Origin of the sequence: Natrinema pallidum (genome assembly GCF_005890195.1) — an archaeon.
Taxonomy (GTDB): Archaea; Halobacteriota; Halobacteria; order Halobacteriales; family Natrialbaceae; genus Natrinema; species Natrinema pallidum.
Genome location: NZ_CP040637.1, coordinates 2,996,466 through 3,012,124 on the forward strand (window position 1 = coordinate 2,996,466; position 15,659 = coordinate 3,012,124).

16 protein-coding genes are annotated in these 15,659 nt (G+C 66.4%); 12 read left to right on the forward strand and 4 right to left on the reverse strand.

Annotated elements, in window-relative coordinates:
- Positions 1-135: 135 nt before the first annotated feature.
- From FGF80_RS14850 to FGF80_RS14890, 9 genes are all read left to right on the forward strand, one after another.
- On the forward strand, positions 136-396 hold the full coding sequence (locus FGF80_RS14850; protein ID WP_006186411.1) for a 4Fe-4S ferredoxin N-terminal domain-containing protein: 261 nt from the start codon (positions 136-138) through the stop codon (positions 394-396).
- The gene (locus FGF80_RS14855) at positions 383-2,878 is read left to right on the forward strand and encodes a molybdopterin-dependent oxidoreductase (RefSeq protein ID WP_006186412.1); all 2,496 of its coding nucleotides are present in this window, start codon (positions 383-385) and stop codon (positions 2,876-2,878) included. The genes FGF80_RS14850 and FGF80_RS14855 overlap by 14 nt, the downstream gene beginning before the upstream one ends.
- Positions 2,878-3,615: a sulfate reduction electron transfer complex DsrMKJOP subunit DsrO gene (dsrO, locus tag FGF80_RS14860; RefSeq protein WP_006186413.1), complete on the forward strand. Its 738-nt coding sequence runs from the start codon at positions 2,878-2,880 to the stop codon at positions 3,613-3,615. The genes FGF80_RS14855 and dsrO overlap by 1 nt, the downstream gene beginning before the upstream one ends.
- Complete coding sequence (nrfD, locus tag FGF80_RS14865) at positions 3,612-4,970, forward strand: NrfD/PsrC family molybdoenzyme membrane anchor subunit (RefSeq protein WP_006186414.1); 1,359 nt, start codon at positions 3,612-3,614, stop codon at positions 4,968-4,970. Before dsrO ends, nrfD begins: the two co-directional genes overlap by 4 nt.
- Complete coding sequence (locus FGF80_RS14870) at positions 4,963-5,493, forward strand: TorD/DmsD family molecular chaperone (RefSeq protein ID WP_006186415.1); 531 nt, start codon at positions 4,963-4,965, stop codon at positions 5,491-5,493. The genes nrfD and FGF80_RS14870 overlap by 8 nt, the downstream gene beginning before the upstream one ends.
- A 213-nt stretch (positions 5,494-5,706) precedes the next feature.
- On the forward strand, positions 5,707-6,540 hold the full coding sequence (gene trpC, locus FGF80_RS14875) for an indole-3-glycerol phosphate synthase (protein WP_138654889.1): 834 nt from the start codon (positions 5,707-5,709) through the stop codon (positions 6,538-6,540).
- The gene (gene trpB / locus FGF80_RS14880; protein WP_138654891.1) at positions 6,537-7,850 is read left to right on the forward strand and encodes a tryptophan synthase subunit beta; all 1,314 of its coding nucleotides are present in this window, start codon (positions 6,537-6,539) and stop codon (positions 7,848-7,850) included. The genes trpC and trpB overlap by 4 nt, the downstream gene beginning before the upstream one ends.
- Positions 7,847-8,761 carry a tryptophan synthase subunit alpha gene (gene trpA / locus FGF80_RS14885; RefSeq protein WP_138654893.1) on the forward strand — a complete coding sequence of 305 codons (915 nt, stop codon included), beginning with the start codon at positions 7,847-7,849 and terminating at the stop codon, positions 8,759-8,761. Before trpB ends, trpA begins: the two co-directional genes overlap by 4 nt.
- A gap of 24 nt (positions 8,762-8,785) precedes the next feature.
- Positions 8,786-9,580: a 2-amino-3,7-dideoxy-D-threo-hept-6-ulosonate synthase gene (locus tag FGF80_RS14890; protein WP_006186419.1), complete on the forward strand. Its 795-nt coding sequence runs from the start codon at positions 8,786-8,788 to the stop codon at positions 9,578-9,580.
- Between the two features lie 62 nt (positions 9,581-9,642).
- Here FGF80_RS14890 and FGF80_RS14895 read toward each other — a convergent pair whose 3' ends face one another.
- On the reverse strand, positions 9,643-10,596 hold the full coding sequence (locus FGF80_RS14895; protein ID WP_138654895.1) for a cation diffusion facilitator family transporter: 954 nt from the start codon (positions 10,594-10,596) through the stop codon (positions 9,643-9,645).
- A 181-nt stretch (positions 10,597-10,777) separates the two neighbouring features.
- Between FGF80_RS14895 and FGF80_RS14900 the strand changes: the two genes are divergently transcribed.
- Entirely contained in the window at positions 10,778-11,317 is a 540-nt protein-coding gene (locus FGF80_RS14900) for a hypothetical protein (protein ID WP_006186421.1), read from the forward strand.
- Positions 11,318-11,359: 42 nt separating this feature from the next.
- On the opposite strand, the gene FGF80_RS14905 is transcribed toward FGF80_RS14900, so the two are convergent.
- Positions 11,360-12,040, reverse strand: a complete 681-nt coding sequence (locus FGF80_RS14905; protein ID WP_138654897.1) for an HAD family hydrolase — start codon at positions 12,038-12,040, stop codon at positions 11,360-11,362.
- Positions 12,041-12,265: 225 nt separating this feature from the next.
- On the opposite strand from FGF80_RS14905, the gene FGF80_RS14910 reads away from it, so the two are divergent.
- The gene (locus FGF80_RS14910; protein ID WP_138654899.1) at positions 12,266-13,132 is read left to right on the forward strand and encodes an HFX_2341 family transcriptional regulator domain-containing protein; all 867 of its coding nucleotides are present in this window, start codon (positions 12,266-12,268) and stop codon (positions 13,130-13,132) included.
- Positions 13,133-13,168: 36 nt separating this feature from the next.
- Here the strand turns inward: FGF80_RS14910 and FGF80_RS14915 are convergent, their stop codons facing one another.
- On the reverse strand, positions 13,169-13,750 hold the full coding sequence (locus FGF80_RS14915; protein WP_138654901.1) for a hypothetical protein: 582 nt from the start codon (positions 13,748-13,750) through the stop codon (positions 13,169-13,171).
- A gap of 223 nt (positions 13,751-13,973) precedes the next feature.
- Between FGF80_RS14915 and FGF80_RS14920 the strand changes: the two genes are divergently transcribed.
- Positions 13,974-15,167 carry a 3-dehydroquinate synthase II gene (locus FGF80_RS14920; protein ID WP_138654903.1) on the forward strand — a complete coding sequence of 398 codons (1,194 nt, stop codon included), beginning with the start codon at positions 13,974-13,976 and terminating at the stop codon, positions 15,165-15,167.
- A 23-nt stretch (positions 15,168-15,190) separates the two neighbouring features.
- On the opposite strand, the gene FGF80_RS14925 is transcribed toward FGF80_RS14920, so the two are convergent.
- Positions 15,191-15,628 (reverse strand): zinc ribbon domain-containing protein, encoded by a 438-nt coding sequence (locus FGF80_RS14925; RefSeq protein ID WP_006186427.1) that lies wholly within the window; start codon positions 15,626-15,628, stop codon positions 15,191-15,193.
- Between the last annotated feature and the right edge of the window lie 31 nt (positions 15,629-15,659).

A 15,659-nucleotide genomic window follows, 5' to 3' on the forward strand; every position in this document is an offset into this window, starting at 1 on the left:
ATTGTTGCGCGGGAATATCGGCGTCGACCAAGCCGAGGTCGGCATCGGCGATCACGACGCTGCTTATAAAGGACGAAACTATTTGCCCGTGAGGGCTCGGCCTCGCGGCTCGTAGCCGAACGTGGAGGGATCACGATGGGAAACTCAGACGAGACGCGGATGATCGACGACGAGTCGGTCGGTATCGATGCAGCGGTCTGGGAGGAGACGGCCGACGAACTCCTCGCGGACAGTCCCTATGATCCGAAGCTCGGCAAGGAGATGAGCAGGGACGCGGTCCGGGTCAGCACCGGCCGCATGACGGAGGCGGAGTTCCACGAGAAGTACCACGACGCCGTTCTCGAGGAGTTCGGCGTCGACGACCGGCCGATAGAAACGGGTGATGCCGATGAGTGAGCAGGACGGGGTCGGCGTGAGTCGGCGGTCCGTGCTCCTCTCGGCCGGGGCAGCAGCCGGCATGCTGGGGCTTGGCGGGCACAGCGCCCTCCAATCGCTCACGCGGGACGAGACGGACGCTGCGGTCGAGGGCCTGTTCGACGAAACGCAGGTCCTCAATACGGCGTGTGCGCCGAACTGTCGGGGCAAGTGTCCCCTCAACGTTCACGTCAGGGACGGACAGATCAAGTTCGTCGAACCGCAGATGACCGACGACGAACGGTATCGACGGGGATGTCTCCTCGGCCAGTCACACGTCCAGCGCGTGTACAGTCCGAAGCGCCTGAAGTACCCGATGGTACGGGCCGACTGGGAACCCGGCGCTCCCAATCCGGGCGGCCGCGGCGAGGACGCCCGATTCGAGCAGGTCTCGTGGGACGACGCGCTGCAGTACGTCGCCGACGAGATGCGCCGCGTCCGGTCGGAGTACGGACCGGAGAGCGTGTTCTTCCATACCGGGTCCGGGGACAACGGCATGGGTACCACGCTCTTCGGTCGCCTGGCGTCGATGTTCGGCGGGACCCAACAGAGTTGGTCGATCGACTCGAACGTCGGCGTCGGATTCAACCGGATCACCGGACACGGGTTCTTCCTCCCGCCGACGAACGAGTCCGCCGACTGGGTCAACGCCAACACGATCATCGTCTGGGGCTCCGATCTCTTCAAGAGTCAGTTCCAGAACGACGCCTCGAAAGTCCTCGACGCGATCGAAAGCGGTGCCAAACTGGTCGTCGTCGATCCGGTATACACGACGACGGCGTCGAAAGCGGACCTCTGGCTGCCGATCAAACCGGGGAAGGACACCCACCTCGCGCTCGCGATGATTCATACTGTCCTCGCCGACGGGTCCTACGACGACGCGTTCCTTCGCGAGCGAACGACCGCGGGTGCGCTCGTCCGCGACGACACCGACGAGATGCTTCGGATGCGGGATCTCGAGGGCGACGCCGACGACGATCGGGTCGTCGGTATCCACGCCGAAACCGGCGAGCCGGTGCCGCTCGAGCCCGACACGTACGCGGAGATCGAACTGTTCGGCGAGTACGAGGTTGACGGCATCCGGGCGACGACCGGGCTGTCGCTGCTCGAGGACCACGTCGCGGACTACTCGCCGGAGACGGTCGCGTCGGTCGCCGACCTCGACCCGGCCGACATCAAAACCGCGGCCCGATGGCTCGCGACCCGCGGTCCGGGAGGGATCGCGCCGAGCTACGCGCTCGGCCGGTACAAGTACGGGCACGTCTTCGGCCAGACCTACGCCATCTTACTGGCGCTGACGGGGGATTACGGGAAGTCGGGCACGATCCACGCCCAGCACCCCGCCGGGACGACGCTAAACAGCGGCGAGTACGGCTCCCCGGACGGCGCGCCGGGAACGCAGTCGCTGTCCATGCACGAAGTGCCCGCCGCGCTCGAGGACGGCGAGCCGTTCCCCATCAAGGCGATCTACGGGATGGAGTCGAACATGCTGGCCAACCAGTTCCCGAACCGCCAGCGCTGGCACGACCTCCTCGAGAACGTCGACATGTTCGCGATGGCGGACTTCCATCGCACGCCGACGGTCCAGCACGCGGATATCATCCTGCCGGCGGCCCACTGGTTCGAACGGGAGGACATCACCGACGCGTGGGGGTCACATCCGCACATCTCACACCGGACGAAGGCACACGAGCCGCTCTGGGATGCGCGGGACGACTACCACATCATCGCGGAGTTGGCGGACAAACTCGGGTACGACGACCTGTTCCTCGACGACAAGCGCGCCGAACTCAGGAAGATCGCGTCGAACGACGATCGGTTCGACTTCGACGAACTCCGTCGGAAGGGGAACGTTCGCGTCGAGGACGAAGCGGCAGGGATCAAGTACACCGATCCGTTCCCGACCGATACCGGACGGATCGAGCTCTACGACGAGGATCACCCCGTCGAGGACGACGGAACGGTGCTTGACCTCCCGCGGCCGATCGAGGACAGAACCGCCACCGATCACGACCTCGCCGACGAGTATCCGCTGCTCTTCATGCAGAAACACTCCAAGTGGCGGATCCACTCCCAGTGGGCGGACAACGCGATGGTCCGGAAGTTCAACGCGGAACCGACCCTCGACATCCATCCGTCGGATGCGAGAGAGCGGGGGATCGACGACGGCGACTACGTCCGCGTCTACAACGACCGCGGGGAGGTGGTCGTCCGCGCCAGCTACAACGAAGGGATGCGACCCGGACTGATCAACATCGATCAAGGCTGGTGGACGGACGACTACGTCCACGGGAGCCATCAGGATCTCACCCACATGGAGGTCAACGATCTGGCCCCGACATTCGCGTTCTACGACGTTCGAGCGGACGTCGAACCCGCACCGGAAACCATCGATACGAGCAAATACACGGCCCCCGAGTCGGCCGACTGGCTCGAGGGGTACCCGAACGGAGGTGACAACTGATGACCGACTACGGCATGGTAATCGACCTCGAGCGGTGTATCGGCTGTAACGCGTGTGCGGTGAGTTGCAGCCAGGAGAACAACGTCTCGCTCGACAAACAGTGGAACCGCATCCTCACGGAAGGCGGCGACGCGATGGACACACCCGAGGGCTCGTACCCGGAAAACGGACGCGACGGGACGCTCTCGATGAACCATCTGCCGCTTGCGTGCCAGCACTGCGACAACGCTCCGTGCGTCAAGGTCTGTCCGGTCAACGCGACCTACAAACGCGACGACGGCATCGTCGAGATCGACTACGACAAGTGTATGGGCTGTCGGTACTGTATGAGCGCCTGTCCGTACAACGCGCGGGTGTTCAACTTCGACGAGCCCAAGACGCTGCCCACCGACGGGACCGGCAACGTCGAGGAGCGCAAGCAAGGCGTCGTCGAGAAGTGTACCTTCTGTAGTCACCGGGTGGAGGAGGATCTCGACCCGGCTTGTACGGTTGCGTGCCCGGCCGATGCCCGTATCTTCGGCGATCTCGATGACGAGGAGAGTACCGCCTCGCGGTACGTCGAGAAATACGAAACCGAGCAGCTCCTCGACGAACTCGAGACCGATCCGAACACCTACTACATCCGCGGCGAGATGAGTCCCGGCCGAACGCGAAGCGGCAACGAACTCGAAGGTACCGAGAAGAAAGCCGTCGGGAACCCGAACGGCGTCGCGACCGACGGAGGTGACGGCCAATGAGTGCCGCGTCGGACGCCGGCGTCGTCGTTCCTCGCTTCGGAACGCGGGGCAAAGCCTGGCTCGCCCTGCTGGGCGTTCTGATCGTGGCCGGGCTCGGTGCCTGGGCGTATCAGCTCCGGCAGGGGCTTGCGGTCACCGGGATGGACAACGTCTTCTCCTGGGGACTGTACATCATGCTGTTCGTCCTGTTCATCGGCCTCTCGGCGGGAGGGCTGATCATCTCGAGCGCGCCGAAGTTCTTCCACTCGAAGCGGTACGACAGCCTGGCCGCGCTGGGCGTGCTGTTGAGCCTGGGGTGTATCGTCGTCGCCGGGCTGTTGATTCTGCCGGACCTCGGGAGCCCGAGCCGAGTGACCGGCTTCCTGACATCGCCGGACCCCCGCTCGCCGATGGTCTGGGACTTCGGGATCGTGCTCCTCTACGGGCTGTTCAACGTGGGGTATCTCTGGTTGCTAACCAGACGGGACTTCGCGAAGATGGGGTCATGGCTGGCGTTCGGCGTCGAGGACACGCCCGCGGGCCGGGAACGCGACCGCAAATTCGCCTTCTGGGCGGCGGCGATCGCGATGCCGCTTGCGGTCGGATTGCACTCGGTGACCGGCTGGATCTTCGCGACCCAGATCGGCCGTGGCGACTGGTTCAATCCGCTGGTCGCGCCGATGTTCATCATGAAAGCGTTGGTGTCGGGACTGGCGCTGTTGCTGGTGACCGGCATCCTCGTCGACCGGTTCACGCGGTTTCGGTTCCCGCGGGAACTGGTGCCTGAACTCGGGAAATTGCTGGGTATCTTCGTGGCCGTCCACGTCATCTACCTGGTCGCGGCAGAACGACTCCCCCACGCGTGGGCGGCGCACTTCGAGTTCTGGTCGATCACCCGCGCGTTCCTCGTCGGGGATACCATCCACTTCTGGCTGTGGACGCTCATCGGCGGCGTGCTTCCGATCGCGTTGCTCGCCGTGCCGTCCCTCCGGCGTCGGATCAAAGCGGTCTTCGTGGCCAGCGTCGCGGCGATCGTCGGTATCCTCTTCGAGGGCGTGTACCTGATATTTACCGGGTACCACGACCTGAACATCGACGCCGCACCCGGCGTGACGACCGGAACCGACTACACCGGACTCGAGGCGGATATCTGGGCGACGACCGGCAGCTACACCCCCACGATCGTCGAGCTGGCGGTCGCAGTCGGCCTCGTCGCCGTGGGCGCGCTGATCGTGACGCTCGGCCTTCGGTTCGTTCCGATCCAGCCCAACGATCGCACCCCCGTCAGCGCCGAGCGGGACGAGACGACTGCAACGACGGCCGACCCCGTCGCGACCGACGGCGGAGCCGATGCGGAGGTGGCCGGCGATGCGTAACTCGATGCTCGAGGGCGACGACCGCGGTCGACTGGCGGGTGGGTACTCGGTACTGGCTCGCTGCTGGCGACAGCCGACCGCGGACCTCCTCGCGGCGGTGTCGGACGGGACGTTCGAACGGATCGAACCCGAGGTGGCCGAGACCTCGGTCGAGGACCTCCGCGTCGAGTACGCGCGGCTGTTCGTCGGTCCGGCCGAACCCGCGTGTCCGCCCTACGAGAGCCTCTATCGGGATGGGGACGACGCGGTGCTCGGGCCGTCGACGCGCGCCGTCGTCACGTGGTACCGGTCGTACGGGCTCGGACTCGAGCCGGAGTGGCCGGACCTGCCCGACCACATCGCGACCGAACTCGAGTTCGCCGCGTATCTCCTCGAACGGGAGGACCCGGAGACGTGCGAACGGTTTCTCGACGAGCATCCTCGGCTGTGGATCGAGGAGTTCCTCGACGACGTCGAGCGAGAAACGCGCGAGCCCTATTATCGGGCGTTAGCGACGATGACTGCCGCCGCCATCGACGGGTGACCGGCCGCCATCCCGCGGGAGCCGTCCGCGCCGCGAGGTCGCCGGGACCTCCGGCCGGTCTCCCGTCCGGTCGACCGGCGACGGACCATCGCCATGGAAGGCGGCGGCTCCCGTTCCCCCGCACGTTCAACTACGTCGAGGGCGTCGGCCTCGAGTCGAACGCCGGGACGTGACGCAAGCCTTATGTACATATGAGTACGTCGATGTACAATAATGAACTCCGATACGGAGCTCGCCCCCGCGGTGCAGTCGATACTCGCGGCCGCACGGGAGCGTGCCGGCGGTGAGGGCGTCGTCGACGTCGACGCGCGCTCGCTGACCGACGCGCTGGCCGACGCCGAGGCCGACGGGCGGGTCCCACTGATCGCGGAGGTGAAACCGACGAGTCCGACGGCTGAGGGGACTCGAGACGACGATCCGGTCGAACTGGCTCGAGCGATGGTCGCGGGCGGCGCGGCGGCGATCTCGGTGCTGACGGAGCCGAGCCACTTCGGCGGTTCGCCCGAGGCGCTGACCCGAATTCGGGAGGCCGTCGACGTCCCGGTTCTGCGGAAGGACTTCGTAGTCGACGAGGACGGCATGGACCTCGTCGAAGCGGACCTGCTCCTGTTGATCGTCAGATTCGTCGACGATCTCGAGTCCCTCGTGGCGGCCGCCCGCGATCGCGGGTTCCAGCCCCTCGTGGAGGTCCACGACCGGGACGAACTCGAGACCGCCCTCGAAGCGGGTGCGGACCTGATCGGGGTGAACAACCGCGATCTGGCGAGCCTCGAGGTCGATCTCGAAACCGTCGAATCGGTCGCACCTGCAGTCCCCGAGGACGTAACGCTGATCGCCGAGAGCGGGGTGTCGTCGCCGGCCGACGTTCGGCGGATGCGGGAGGCGGATGCCGACGCCCTGCTGGTCGGGAGTGCCATCATGGACCACGGCGGTGACAGCGACGTGACCGAAAACACGCGACGGCTCGCCGGAGCGGAATCGATGGATGTCGCGGACTCGGCGACGGGATCCGCGGCGACGGACCACGACGGAGGCAGTCAGATATGAGCATGGAACACGACGACGAGCACGAATCCGGGCGGACCGGGACGTTCGGCGACTACGGCGGCCAGTACGTTCCCGAGGCACTGATGCCGGCCCTGCAAGAACTCGAGGACGCCTACGAGCGGTACGTCCTGGAGAACGAGGACGGCTTCATGGACGAGTTCCGGGAGCGACTGCGCGATTTCGGCGGGCGGCCGACGCCGCTCCAGCGCGCGGATCGCCTGAGCGAGCGCTACGACCGCGAAATATACCTCAAACGCGAGGACCTCCTCCACGGCGGAGCCCACAAACTCAACAACGCGCTCGGGCAGGTTCTCCTGGCGAAATACATGGGCAAAGAGCGGATCATCGCCGAGACCGGGGCCGGCCAGCACGGCACTGCGACGGCGATGGCCGCGGCTCACCTCGACATGCCCTGCGAGATCTATATGGGTCGAACGGACGTCAATCGCCAGCGCCCCAACGTCTACCGGATGCGAATGAACGGAGCCGACGTGAACCCCGTCGCGGCCGGCAGCGGGACGTTGAAAGAGGCGATCAACGAGACGATGCGCGACTGGGCGACGACCGTCGAGCGGACCCACTACGTGATCGGCTCGGTCGTCGGCCCGCACCCGTTCCCGAAGATGGTCCGTGACTTCCAGGCGGTCATCGGCGACGAAACGCGAACGCAGATCCGGGAGCAGGCGGGTCGGCTCCCCGACAGCGTCGTCGCCTGCGCCGGCGGCGGCTCGAACACGATGGGGACGTTCCACGCCTTCGTTCCCGACGACGAGGTCGCCCTCCACGCCGTCGAGGCCGGCGGCTCGAGCCTCGAGATCGACGAGGACGCGGGGCTGGCACCGAACTCCGCGACGCTCTCGACGGGAACCGACGGGGTGCTCCACGGCGCGATGACGAAGCTCCTCCAGGGAACCGACGGGCAGATCGTCGAATCCCACAGCGTCAGCGCCGGTCTCGACTACGCCGGCGTCGGGCCGGAGCTTTCGCATCTCGTCGAGACGGGACGGGTCGTCCCCGCGACCGTCGACGACGAAGACGCACTCGAGGGCTTTCACCGTCTCTCGCGGCTCGAGGGTATCATTCCAGCGCTCGAATCGAGTCACGCGCTGGGCTATCTCGAGCGCGCGGCGGGGTCCGCCGGGGAGACGGCAGGCGGACAACGGCCGCGAGACGAGGATCGCGGGGACCTCGGCGATCTCGTCGTCGTCAACGTTTCCGGGCGCGGGGACAAGGACCTCGAGACCGTGCTCGAGGAAACCGAGGCCCGTGATCTCGAGGCCGCGCCGGACGTGGAGGTGTTCGACGGATGACCGACGCCGGACGGTCGACGGTCGGCGAGTCCGACAGCGACGTCGAGGCGGCCATCAGGGAGCACCACCCCGCGCTCATCACCTACATTACGGCGGGCGATCCCTCGCTCGCGGACACGAAGGCGTACGTCGAGGCACTCGACCGGGGCGGCGCGGACCTGATCGAACTCGGCCTCCCGTTCTCGGAACCGGTCGCGGAGGGAGCGACGATCCAGGCCGCGATCAATCGTGCGCTCGAGGCCGGCACGACCCCCGAGGGCTTCTTCGAATTGGTCGCCGACCTCGAGACCGAGGCACCGCTGCTGGTGATGACGTACTACAACATGATCCTTCAGTACGGTGCCGCACCCGACGTGCGACCGTTCGTCGAGCGCGCCGCCGAGGCCGGCCTCTCGGGGATCATCGTCCCCGACCTGCCCGCCGAGGAGGCCGATCCGCTGCGGGAGGCCTGCGACGACAACGGACTCGATCTCGTCTTCATCATCGCGCCGACGACCGAGGGCGAGCGTCTGGACCGGATCATGTCTCACGTGTCGGGCTTCGCCTACGTCCAGGCGCGTCTCGGGACGACGGGCGCACGCGAGAACGTCTCGGGTGCGACCCACGACAGCCTCGCGCGGCTCTCGGAGTACGACGTCCCCAAGGCGGTCGGGTTCGGCGTCAGCGAGGGCGACCACGCGGCCGAAATCATCGATGCCGGCGCGGACGGCGTCATCGTCGGGAGCGCCCTGGTCGATATCATCGCCGAGCACGCCCCAGCGGGCACCGAGACGGCGACCCGGAGCGACGCTCCCGGCGACGCGGCCGCCGCACTCGAGGCCAAAGCCGAGGAACTCAAACGCGGCGCACGCCGCGGTGCGGACACTATCACGGACGATCACGAGAAAGAGCCGGAACCAGAACAGCCATAACTGCAAGCTTGCTACACTCCCGCAATGACCACAGGAATCGACGCACGACTCGACCGGATCGGGACAGACGGATCGTACGTGATCATTCCCATGGACCACGGTATCACGATGGGTGCCGTCCAGGGGCTGAAAGACATCGAATCGACGATTGACGGCGTCACGAGCGGAGGGGCGGACGCGGTTCTCACCCAGAAGGGGATCGCGCCGCGCGTCCACGACAACAAAAACGACAAGGGCTACATCGTCCACCTCAACGGCTCGACGACGATCGGGCCGGACGAGCAGGACAAGCGGCTGACCGGGACCGTCGAAGAGGCGGTTCGTGTCGGTGCCGACGCCGTCTCCTTCCATATCAACGTCGGCTCGGATCACGAACCCGATCAGATCAGCCAGCTTTCGGAGGTCACCGAGCAGGCCCAGCGGTTCGGCATGCCGGTCCTCGCGATGGCCTACGCCCGCGGCCCCGGCGTCGACTCGACGGACCCCGAAGCGCTCGGCCACGCGGTTCGACTCGCCGAGGAACTCGGCGCTGACATCGTCAAAACGGGGTACAGCGGCGACGCCGAGAGCTTCCAGCACGTCGTCGAGTCGACGCGGCTACCCGTCGTCATCGCCGGCGGCTCGAAGGGGACCGACCGCGAGACGGTCGAAATGGTCCGCGGCGTGATGGACGCCGGCGGTGCCGGCGTCTCAATGGGCCGCTCAGTCTTCCAGCACGAAACCCCGGCGGCCATCGCGCGGGCGGTCTCCGGCGTCGTCCACGAGGATCTCTCGACCGACGAGGCACTGGCCGAGTCGGGACTCGCGCTCGAGGCCTAACTCTCCGTTCTCCTGGTACGTTCGACCGGCCCACAGCGGCGGCGCTCGCGACGCGCCGGCCCTCAGTGACAGTGCGTATCGAGGTGGACGTCCCGGTCGGCGTACCGCGGGCTCAGTTCGACGGTGGCATGATCGACGCCGTGACGGTCGAGTTCGTCGTGGACGCGGCCGACGACCGTCTCGGCTTCGGCCATCGTCTCGACACCGGTTTCGATGTGGACCGTCGCGACCGTGATCTGGCTGCAGATCTGCCACGCGTGAAAGTCATCGACGCGGTCGACGCCCTCGATATCGGTGAGGTGGGCGCGGATCTCGCCGCTCTCGAGGGGGGTCTTGAGGAAGAAAATTTCGCCGCTGCCGCGCAGGACGGTGATCGCCGACCAGGCCACGACGGCGGCGATCAGCGCCGCGGTGATCGGGTCGACGGCGCGGATACCGGTCACCTCGATGGCCAGCACCGAGACGATGACGGCGACCGAGCCGCCGGCGTCACCGAGCAGGTGGTAGAACGCCCCCTTCTCGTTGAGGCTCATCGCATCGCCGTGGAGGACGACGACCGAACCGACGTTGACGAGCAGGCCCCCGATCGCGATGGCGATCGTCGGTCCGGTCCCGATCGCGATGGGATCGAGAAACCGCTGGACGGACTCCCAGAGGATGAATCCGACCATCGGGAGGAGGAGCAGGCCGTTGAGGAAGGCGGCGAACGGCTCGAGGCGATGGAGACCGTACGACCAGCGGTCGCCGTCGCCGTAGCGTTCGGCAACGTGGGCGGCGGCGAAGGCCATCACGTACGCGAGCGCGTCGAACAGCATGTGGACGGCGTCGCTGATGAGCGCGACGGAACCGAACGCCAGTCCGCCCGCGAGTTCGACGACGAAGCCGACGACGTTGATCAGCGAGACGGCGGCGAGTTTGCGGCTACTCGTCGTATCCCCGCCGTGGTCGTGTCCGTGCCCGTGGCCGTCGTGCGTGTGTGAATCGTCGTGAGAGCGAGTCGAGTCGGTCCGACCCATCGTGGGTCGGACTCGGAGCGCCGGGTTATTAATTCAGCTGCTATTAATCGGCGTATTCTATGTTAATCATAACAAAATCCTGTGCCTATATTGTTAACACGGCCGTGCGGCGTATGGTCGCTCCCGCACACGACTAGTCGAGCGCGGAAGGCTTATTCGACTGACCATACCTGTTTCGAGTATGGGAATACTCGACTTGATGCTGGGCAAGTCCGGTCCCGGCGAGCAAGGCGTCGCAGCGAAGTCGTACACGCTCCCGAAGGAGACCCACGATTTCGTCTACCCCGTCGCGGTCCGCCGCGCGGAACTCGAGGCGTTCGCCGAGTTGCTCGAGGCGGAAGCGGACGCGCCGGCGCTCGAGGCCGAAACCGACGACATGCAGGCGGCCTTCGAGGACCTGACCGGCGAGGCCGACACCGGCATCGATACCGACGAACTGGTCGAACGGATGCGACGGCCGCGGCGCGCGGCCGAACCGGTGATCGAGCGCTGGCGCGAGGGGTTCGAGCAGGACATCGGCGTGGTCTACGCTCGCAGCGGGACCTACGACGCGCTGATCGCGTTCGTCAAACTCTGTAAGCAACGCGACGACGCGGCGTCCGACGCGTTCGAACTGCCCGAAAGCTTTCCCGATGCAGCGGCCCTGCTCAAGCGACTCGAGGAAGGAACGGACACGCAGTATCGGGCCGTGGTCCACACGGACCTACTTCCCGACCGGTAGCGGCGACGCCGTATCGGCCGTCGGAACCGTCCGGACGACGGTTCAGACGATCGTCTCGAACGCCTCGAGCGACGCGAGTTCGTAGGTCGGCTCGTGCTCGCCGGTCGCCCCGTCGCGGCCGTGATCGAGCCAGGCCGAGTCGAGTCCCATCGCGTTAGCACCCGCGATATCGGCGTGGAGGGAATCGCCGACGTGGATCGCCGCGTCGGGCGCGACGGAAAGTTCGCTCAGCGCGTGCTCGAAGGGGGCCGCGCTGGGTTTCGGGTGAATCCCGGCGCTCGGGTCCGTAAAGACGCGCACGTCGAAGGCATCAGCGATGCCCAACGCCTGGAGTTTCCGCGTCTGCGTCTGTCGACCGCCGTTCGTGATGAGCCCGAGTCCGACACGGCTGCGGTTGCGGGCATGCTCGAGCGCCGCTTTCGCGCCCGGGCGAAAGTCGACGGCGGTCGGGTCCTGAACCGCGAGGTATTCCGCCGCGAGCGCGGGCGCAACGTCGGCATCGACGCCGGCACGATCCGCGACGGCGGTAAAGAGATGCTCGTAGAACTCGCGGTCCGTCTCGGCGGTCGGCAGCTCCGGGACGGCGGTCCGCAGGTCCGCGGGCGTACAGAACGGCTCGTAGCCGGCGCGCTCGAAGGTCGACTCGAGCAGGGTCGTGGGGTCTTGTGTCGATTCACAGAGGGTGGCATCGAGATCGAAACAGATCGCGTCGTAGGCGGCCATCTGGAATCGCGTACGTGCTCGGGCGTTCTGAACGTTTCGCCGACCGGGGTCCTCATGCGACGTTACGGCCGCTGTCGCCGTGACTCGTGCGAAATTCCCGACCCCTTTCATGTTCGCCGGACGGGGGACGCGGCCGGTCGGTCGAAACTGCCGGCTGGCGGCGATTCGACGCGAGTCCGACCGTCGATCCGTAGCAGTTATTTTTACTGACGAGTCTGTCGGCGTATGGAGGTCGTCAAGCGAGTCCACATCGTGCCGCTGGGATACGAGTTCGATCGGATTCTCGAGCCGATCCGGAACCAGCGGGCGGATTTGGTCTACCTGCTCGAAGACGAGCGCGCGGGCAGCGGACGGCAGGGTGGGGCACCGAGTGGGACGGACGGTGGAACGAGCGAACGAAACGCGACGGCAACAGCCGATTATCACCCGGAGTTGCGGGCGGAACTCGAGTCGATCGTCCCCGAGGTCCGAACCCGGGAGTGTGATCTCACGGACGTGTACGCAGTGCTTGGCGACGTGACGACGCTGGCCGACGTACACGCCGACGATCAGGTGTACGTCAACGTATCAGGAGCCGGCACGATCCCGGCGATCGGCGCGACGATCGCGTGCATGGACGTCTCGACGGACGCTCACGCCTACTACGTCGAGCCATCGGAGTACGCCCACGACGGGACGAGCGAGCCCGTCTCCGCCGGCCTCGACGAGATCGAGGAGGTCCCGACCTACCCGATCGAGTCACCGACGCGTGATCAGGTGGCGATCATGGGATTCCTCGCCGACCCGGCCGCGTGGGAGGGGTATCACGACGACCGGACGGCCCCGCCGAAGAAGAAAGACCTCATCGAGTACGCTCGCGACCGGGAACTCGACTTCATGGCCGATCGCCGCTCCCCCGGCGAGCGTTCCGGCGAGGACAAAGGGGCGTTCCGCGTGCTCGATACGCACGTCCTCGAGCCGCTGGCCGAGGACGGATACGTCACGATCGAATCGGTCGGTCGGCGGCGCGTGGTGGAGTTGACCACACGGGGCGAAAACGCCTACCGGGCGTTTCGACACAAGCTCATCGAGGAGGGCGGCGAGCCCCAATAGAGTGCGCGGGCGTCAGCGGGAAGAGTTACGGACGGCTCAGTCCTCGTCGACCAGCGTGTACAGTTTCGTCCCGAGCCGAGCCAGTTCGAGATCGGCCTCGAGGCGCTCGATATGGTCGCGAAGCGCCGCCGTCTCGAGCCCCGGGTACTCGCGGTCGGTGCGGGAATCGAGGTGGCTGCTCGCGCGAGCGAGCAGGAAGGGCGCGGCGTCAGCGAGGTGCGAGCCCGGAAGCTCGGGGCCAGCGTTCCGACCGCGCTCGACCGCGGCCCGGACCTCCCGGGCCACGACGAGCGTCCGGCGCAGCGAGCGGATCTCGTCCTGATCGGCGGGCGGACTCAGATACGTCGCCAGCACTTCGTCGGCCGCGGCGACCCGCTCCGGGTCGACGTCGAACGACTCCGCGAGCCGCTCGGGAGCGGGTTCGCCGACGCCGGTACGGCGAGCAGCGAGGCGAACAGCACCGAGCACGGCAGCGGTGTGACCGCACTCGAGCGTCGCCATTTCGCCCGCGTGATCGAACGCCGCTCGGGCGACATCGACGGCGGATTCCACCCCGAGTCGGCGGGCGGCGCAGTCGATCGTCGGTTCGGCGCTCATCTCGAGGTGGCGCTGACCCATACGAAACCGTTCGTCCGGACGGATATTATCAACTTCTGAGAAAGTACTCATACAATCATTACTATCGTGAGTGTGTATACTATTCATAAATAGACGGCTGGCGTGACGATCGCGATGGTCGGCGAGCCGCCGGCTCGCGTCGATTCGCCCGGCAGCCAACGATCGCTCCGTCGCCCCTCCCCGATCCGCCACGTTCAAGCCGGTTCCCTTCGACCGTCGAGTCATGACGCGAGCTGTCTGGGTAAAAGCCGACGATGCCGTCGGCGACTGGGACGACCGTCGGGCACGGATCACCGCCGCGCTCGAGGCGGGTGCAGACTGGGTACTGGTCGACGAGGACGACGTCGAGCGCGTCCGCGAACTCGGCGATATCAACGTCGCGGCGTTTCGGACTGACGGAAACGTAACCCTGGTCGACGACATCGACGAAGCCGAGGACGAGACGGGAGACGCCGCCACGCGGGCGGACGCCATCGTCGTCGGGAAAAACGGCGAGGGCGACGCGACTATCGACCTCCCCGAGGACTTCTCGGGGTCGGCGGATCTTTCGACGCTGCGCCGTGACGGTGACTTCGACCGGGGCGCGTACGTCCGCATCCTCGGGACGGAGTACGAGCGCTTCGCCGAGACCGCCGCCGAGGAAGCCGACCACACGATCGTCATCGGCGACGACTGGACCATCATCCCCCTCGAGAACTTGATCGCGCGCATCGGTGACGAGACCGATCTCGTGGCGGGCGTGACCAGCGCCGAGGAGGCAAAGACCGCGTTCGAGACCCTCGAGATCGGGTCCGACGCCGTCTTGCTCGACGCCGACGATCCCGACGAAATCCGGAAGACGGTCGAGGTCCGCGACGAGGCCGCACGCGAGAGCCTCGACCTCGAGTCCGCCGAAGTGCTCGACATCGAGCGGGCCGGCAGCGCCGATCGGGTTTGCGTCGACACCGGCACCTTACTCGAACACGACGAGGGAATGCTCGTGGGTTCGATGGCCCGCGGTCTGGTCTTCGTCCACGGCGAAACCGCCGAATCACCATACGTCGCGTCCCGCCCGTTCCGGGTCAACGCGGGCGCGGTCCACGCCTACGTCCGCACGCCCGACGGCGGCACCAAGTACCTCTCGGAGCTCCAGAGCGGCGACGAGGTCCAGGTCGTCGACCTCGAGGGCAACACTCGCGAGGCCATCGTCGGCCGCGTCAAGATCGAACAACGCCCGATGTTCCGGATCGCTCTCGAGACCGAGAGCGGGGATCGGGTCGAAACCCTGCTCCAGAACGCCGAGACGATCAAGGTCGCCTCGTCGGAGGGGCGCAAAGCGGTGACGGACCTCGAATCGGGCGACGAGATCCTGCTGTACTACGAGGACACGGCTCGTCACTTCGGCGAGGCCGTCGAGGAAAGCATCATCGAGAAGTAATATCGTCGACCGAGACAGGGGAGTCAGATGTCGTTCGTCTCCGACTCGGGCTCCATCGGTTCGAGCCGCGTCGTACACCAGTGACAGAACTGCAGGTCCTCGTCGATTTCCTTTCCGCACTCGGGACAGGTCGGCCCCTCAGCGCCGCCGGTGCCGCCGGGCGAGTGGCCGAGCGCACGGAAGGTCGCGTCGATCGCGGCGAACAGGGCGATAAACGAGAGGAAGAACTGTGCGATCACGTCCGTCTCTTCGGCCATGACATCCGCGTACGCGTTGATATCGCTGACGCTCGTTACCGGTCCGACAGCGGACAACTGATCGATCGGCAGGAAGACGGCACTAGCAGACAGGAAGAGGCCAGCAAAGAGGGCGGCACGGAGCCAATCTCGAACGAGGACGTGGCCTGCACCGGGCATAATCACCGAGAGACCGGCGGCGAGGAGCGCACGGAACCATGTCATTGTATGTGAGAACGGTAGGGATCGGTCGTCC

Excerpts from the sequence above, each read along its gene's own strand:
- nrfD (WP_006186414.1), top strand. The coding sequence starts at position 3,612 with ATGAGTGCCGCGTCGGACGCCGGCGTCGTCGTTCCTCGCTTCGGAACG.
- FGF80_RS14850 (WP_006186411.1), top strand. The coding sequence starts at position 136 with ATGGGAAACTCAGACGAGACGCGGATGATCGACGACGAGTCGGTCGGT.
- FGF80_RS14900 (WP_006186421.1), top strand. The coding sequence starts at position 10,778 with ATGGGAATACTCGACTTGATGCTGGGCAAGTCCGGTCCCGGCGAGCAA.
- dsrO (WP_006186413.1), top strand. The coding sequence starts at position 2,878 with ATGACCGACTACGGCATGGTAATCGACCTCGAGCGGTGTATCGGCTGT.
- trpC (WP_138654889.1), top strand. The coding sequence starts at position 5,707 with ATGAACTCCGATACGGAGCTCGCCCCCGCGGTGCAGTCGATACTCGCG.
- FGF80_RS14890 (WP_006186419.1), top strand. The coding sequence starts at position 8,786 with ATGACCACAGGAATCGACGCACGACTCGACCGGATCGGGACAGACGGA.
- FGF80_RS14910 (WP_138654899.1), top strand. The coding sequence starts at position 12,266 with ATGGAGGTCGTCAAGCGAGTCCACATCGTGCCGCTGGGATACGAGTTC.
- FGF80_RS14870 (WP_006186415.1), top strand. The coding sequence starts at position 4,963 with ATGCGTAACTCGATGCTCGAGGGCGACGACCGCGGTCGACTGGCGGGT.
- FGF80_RS14895 (WP_138654895.1), bottom strand. The coding sequence starts at position 10,596 with ATGGGTCGGACCGACTCGACTCGCTCTCACGACGATTCACACACGCAC.
- FGF80_RS14915 (WP_138654901.1), bottom strand. The coding sequence starts at position 13,750 with ATGGGTCAGCGCCACCTCGAGATGAGCGCCGAACCGACGATCGACTGC.
- FGF80_RS14855 (WP_006186412.1), top strand. The coding sequence starts at position 383 with ATGCCGATGAGTGAGCAGGACGGGGTCGGCGTGAGTCGGCGGTCCGTG.
- FGF80_RS14905 (WP_138654897.1), bottom strand. The coding sequence starts at position 12,040 with ATGGCCGCCTACGACGCGATCTGTTTCGATCTCGATGCCACCCTCTGT.
- FGF80_RS14925 (WP_006186427.1), bottom strand. The coding sequence starts at position 15,628 with ATGACATGGTTCCGTGCGCTCCTCGCCGCCGGTCTCTCGGTGATTATG.
- trpB (WP_138654891.1), top strand. The coding sequence starts at position 6,537 with ATGAGCATGGAACACGACGACGAGCACGAATCCGGGCGGACCGGGACG.
- FGF80_RS14920 (WP_138654903.1), top strand. The coding sequence starts at position 13,974 with ATGACGCGAGCTGTCTGGGTAAAAGCCGACGATGCCGTCGGCGACTGG.
- trpA (WP_138654893.1), top strand. The coding sequence starts at position 7,847 with ATGACCGACGCCGGACGGTCGACGGTCGGCGAGTCCGACAGCGACGTC.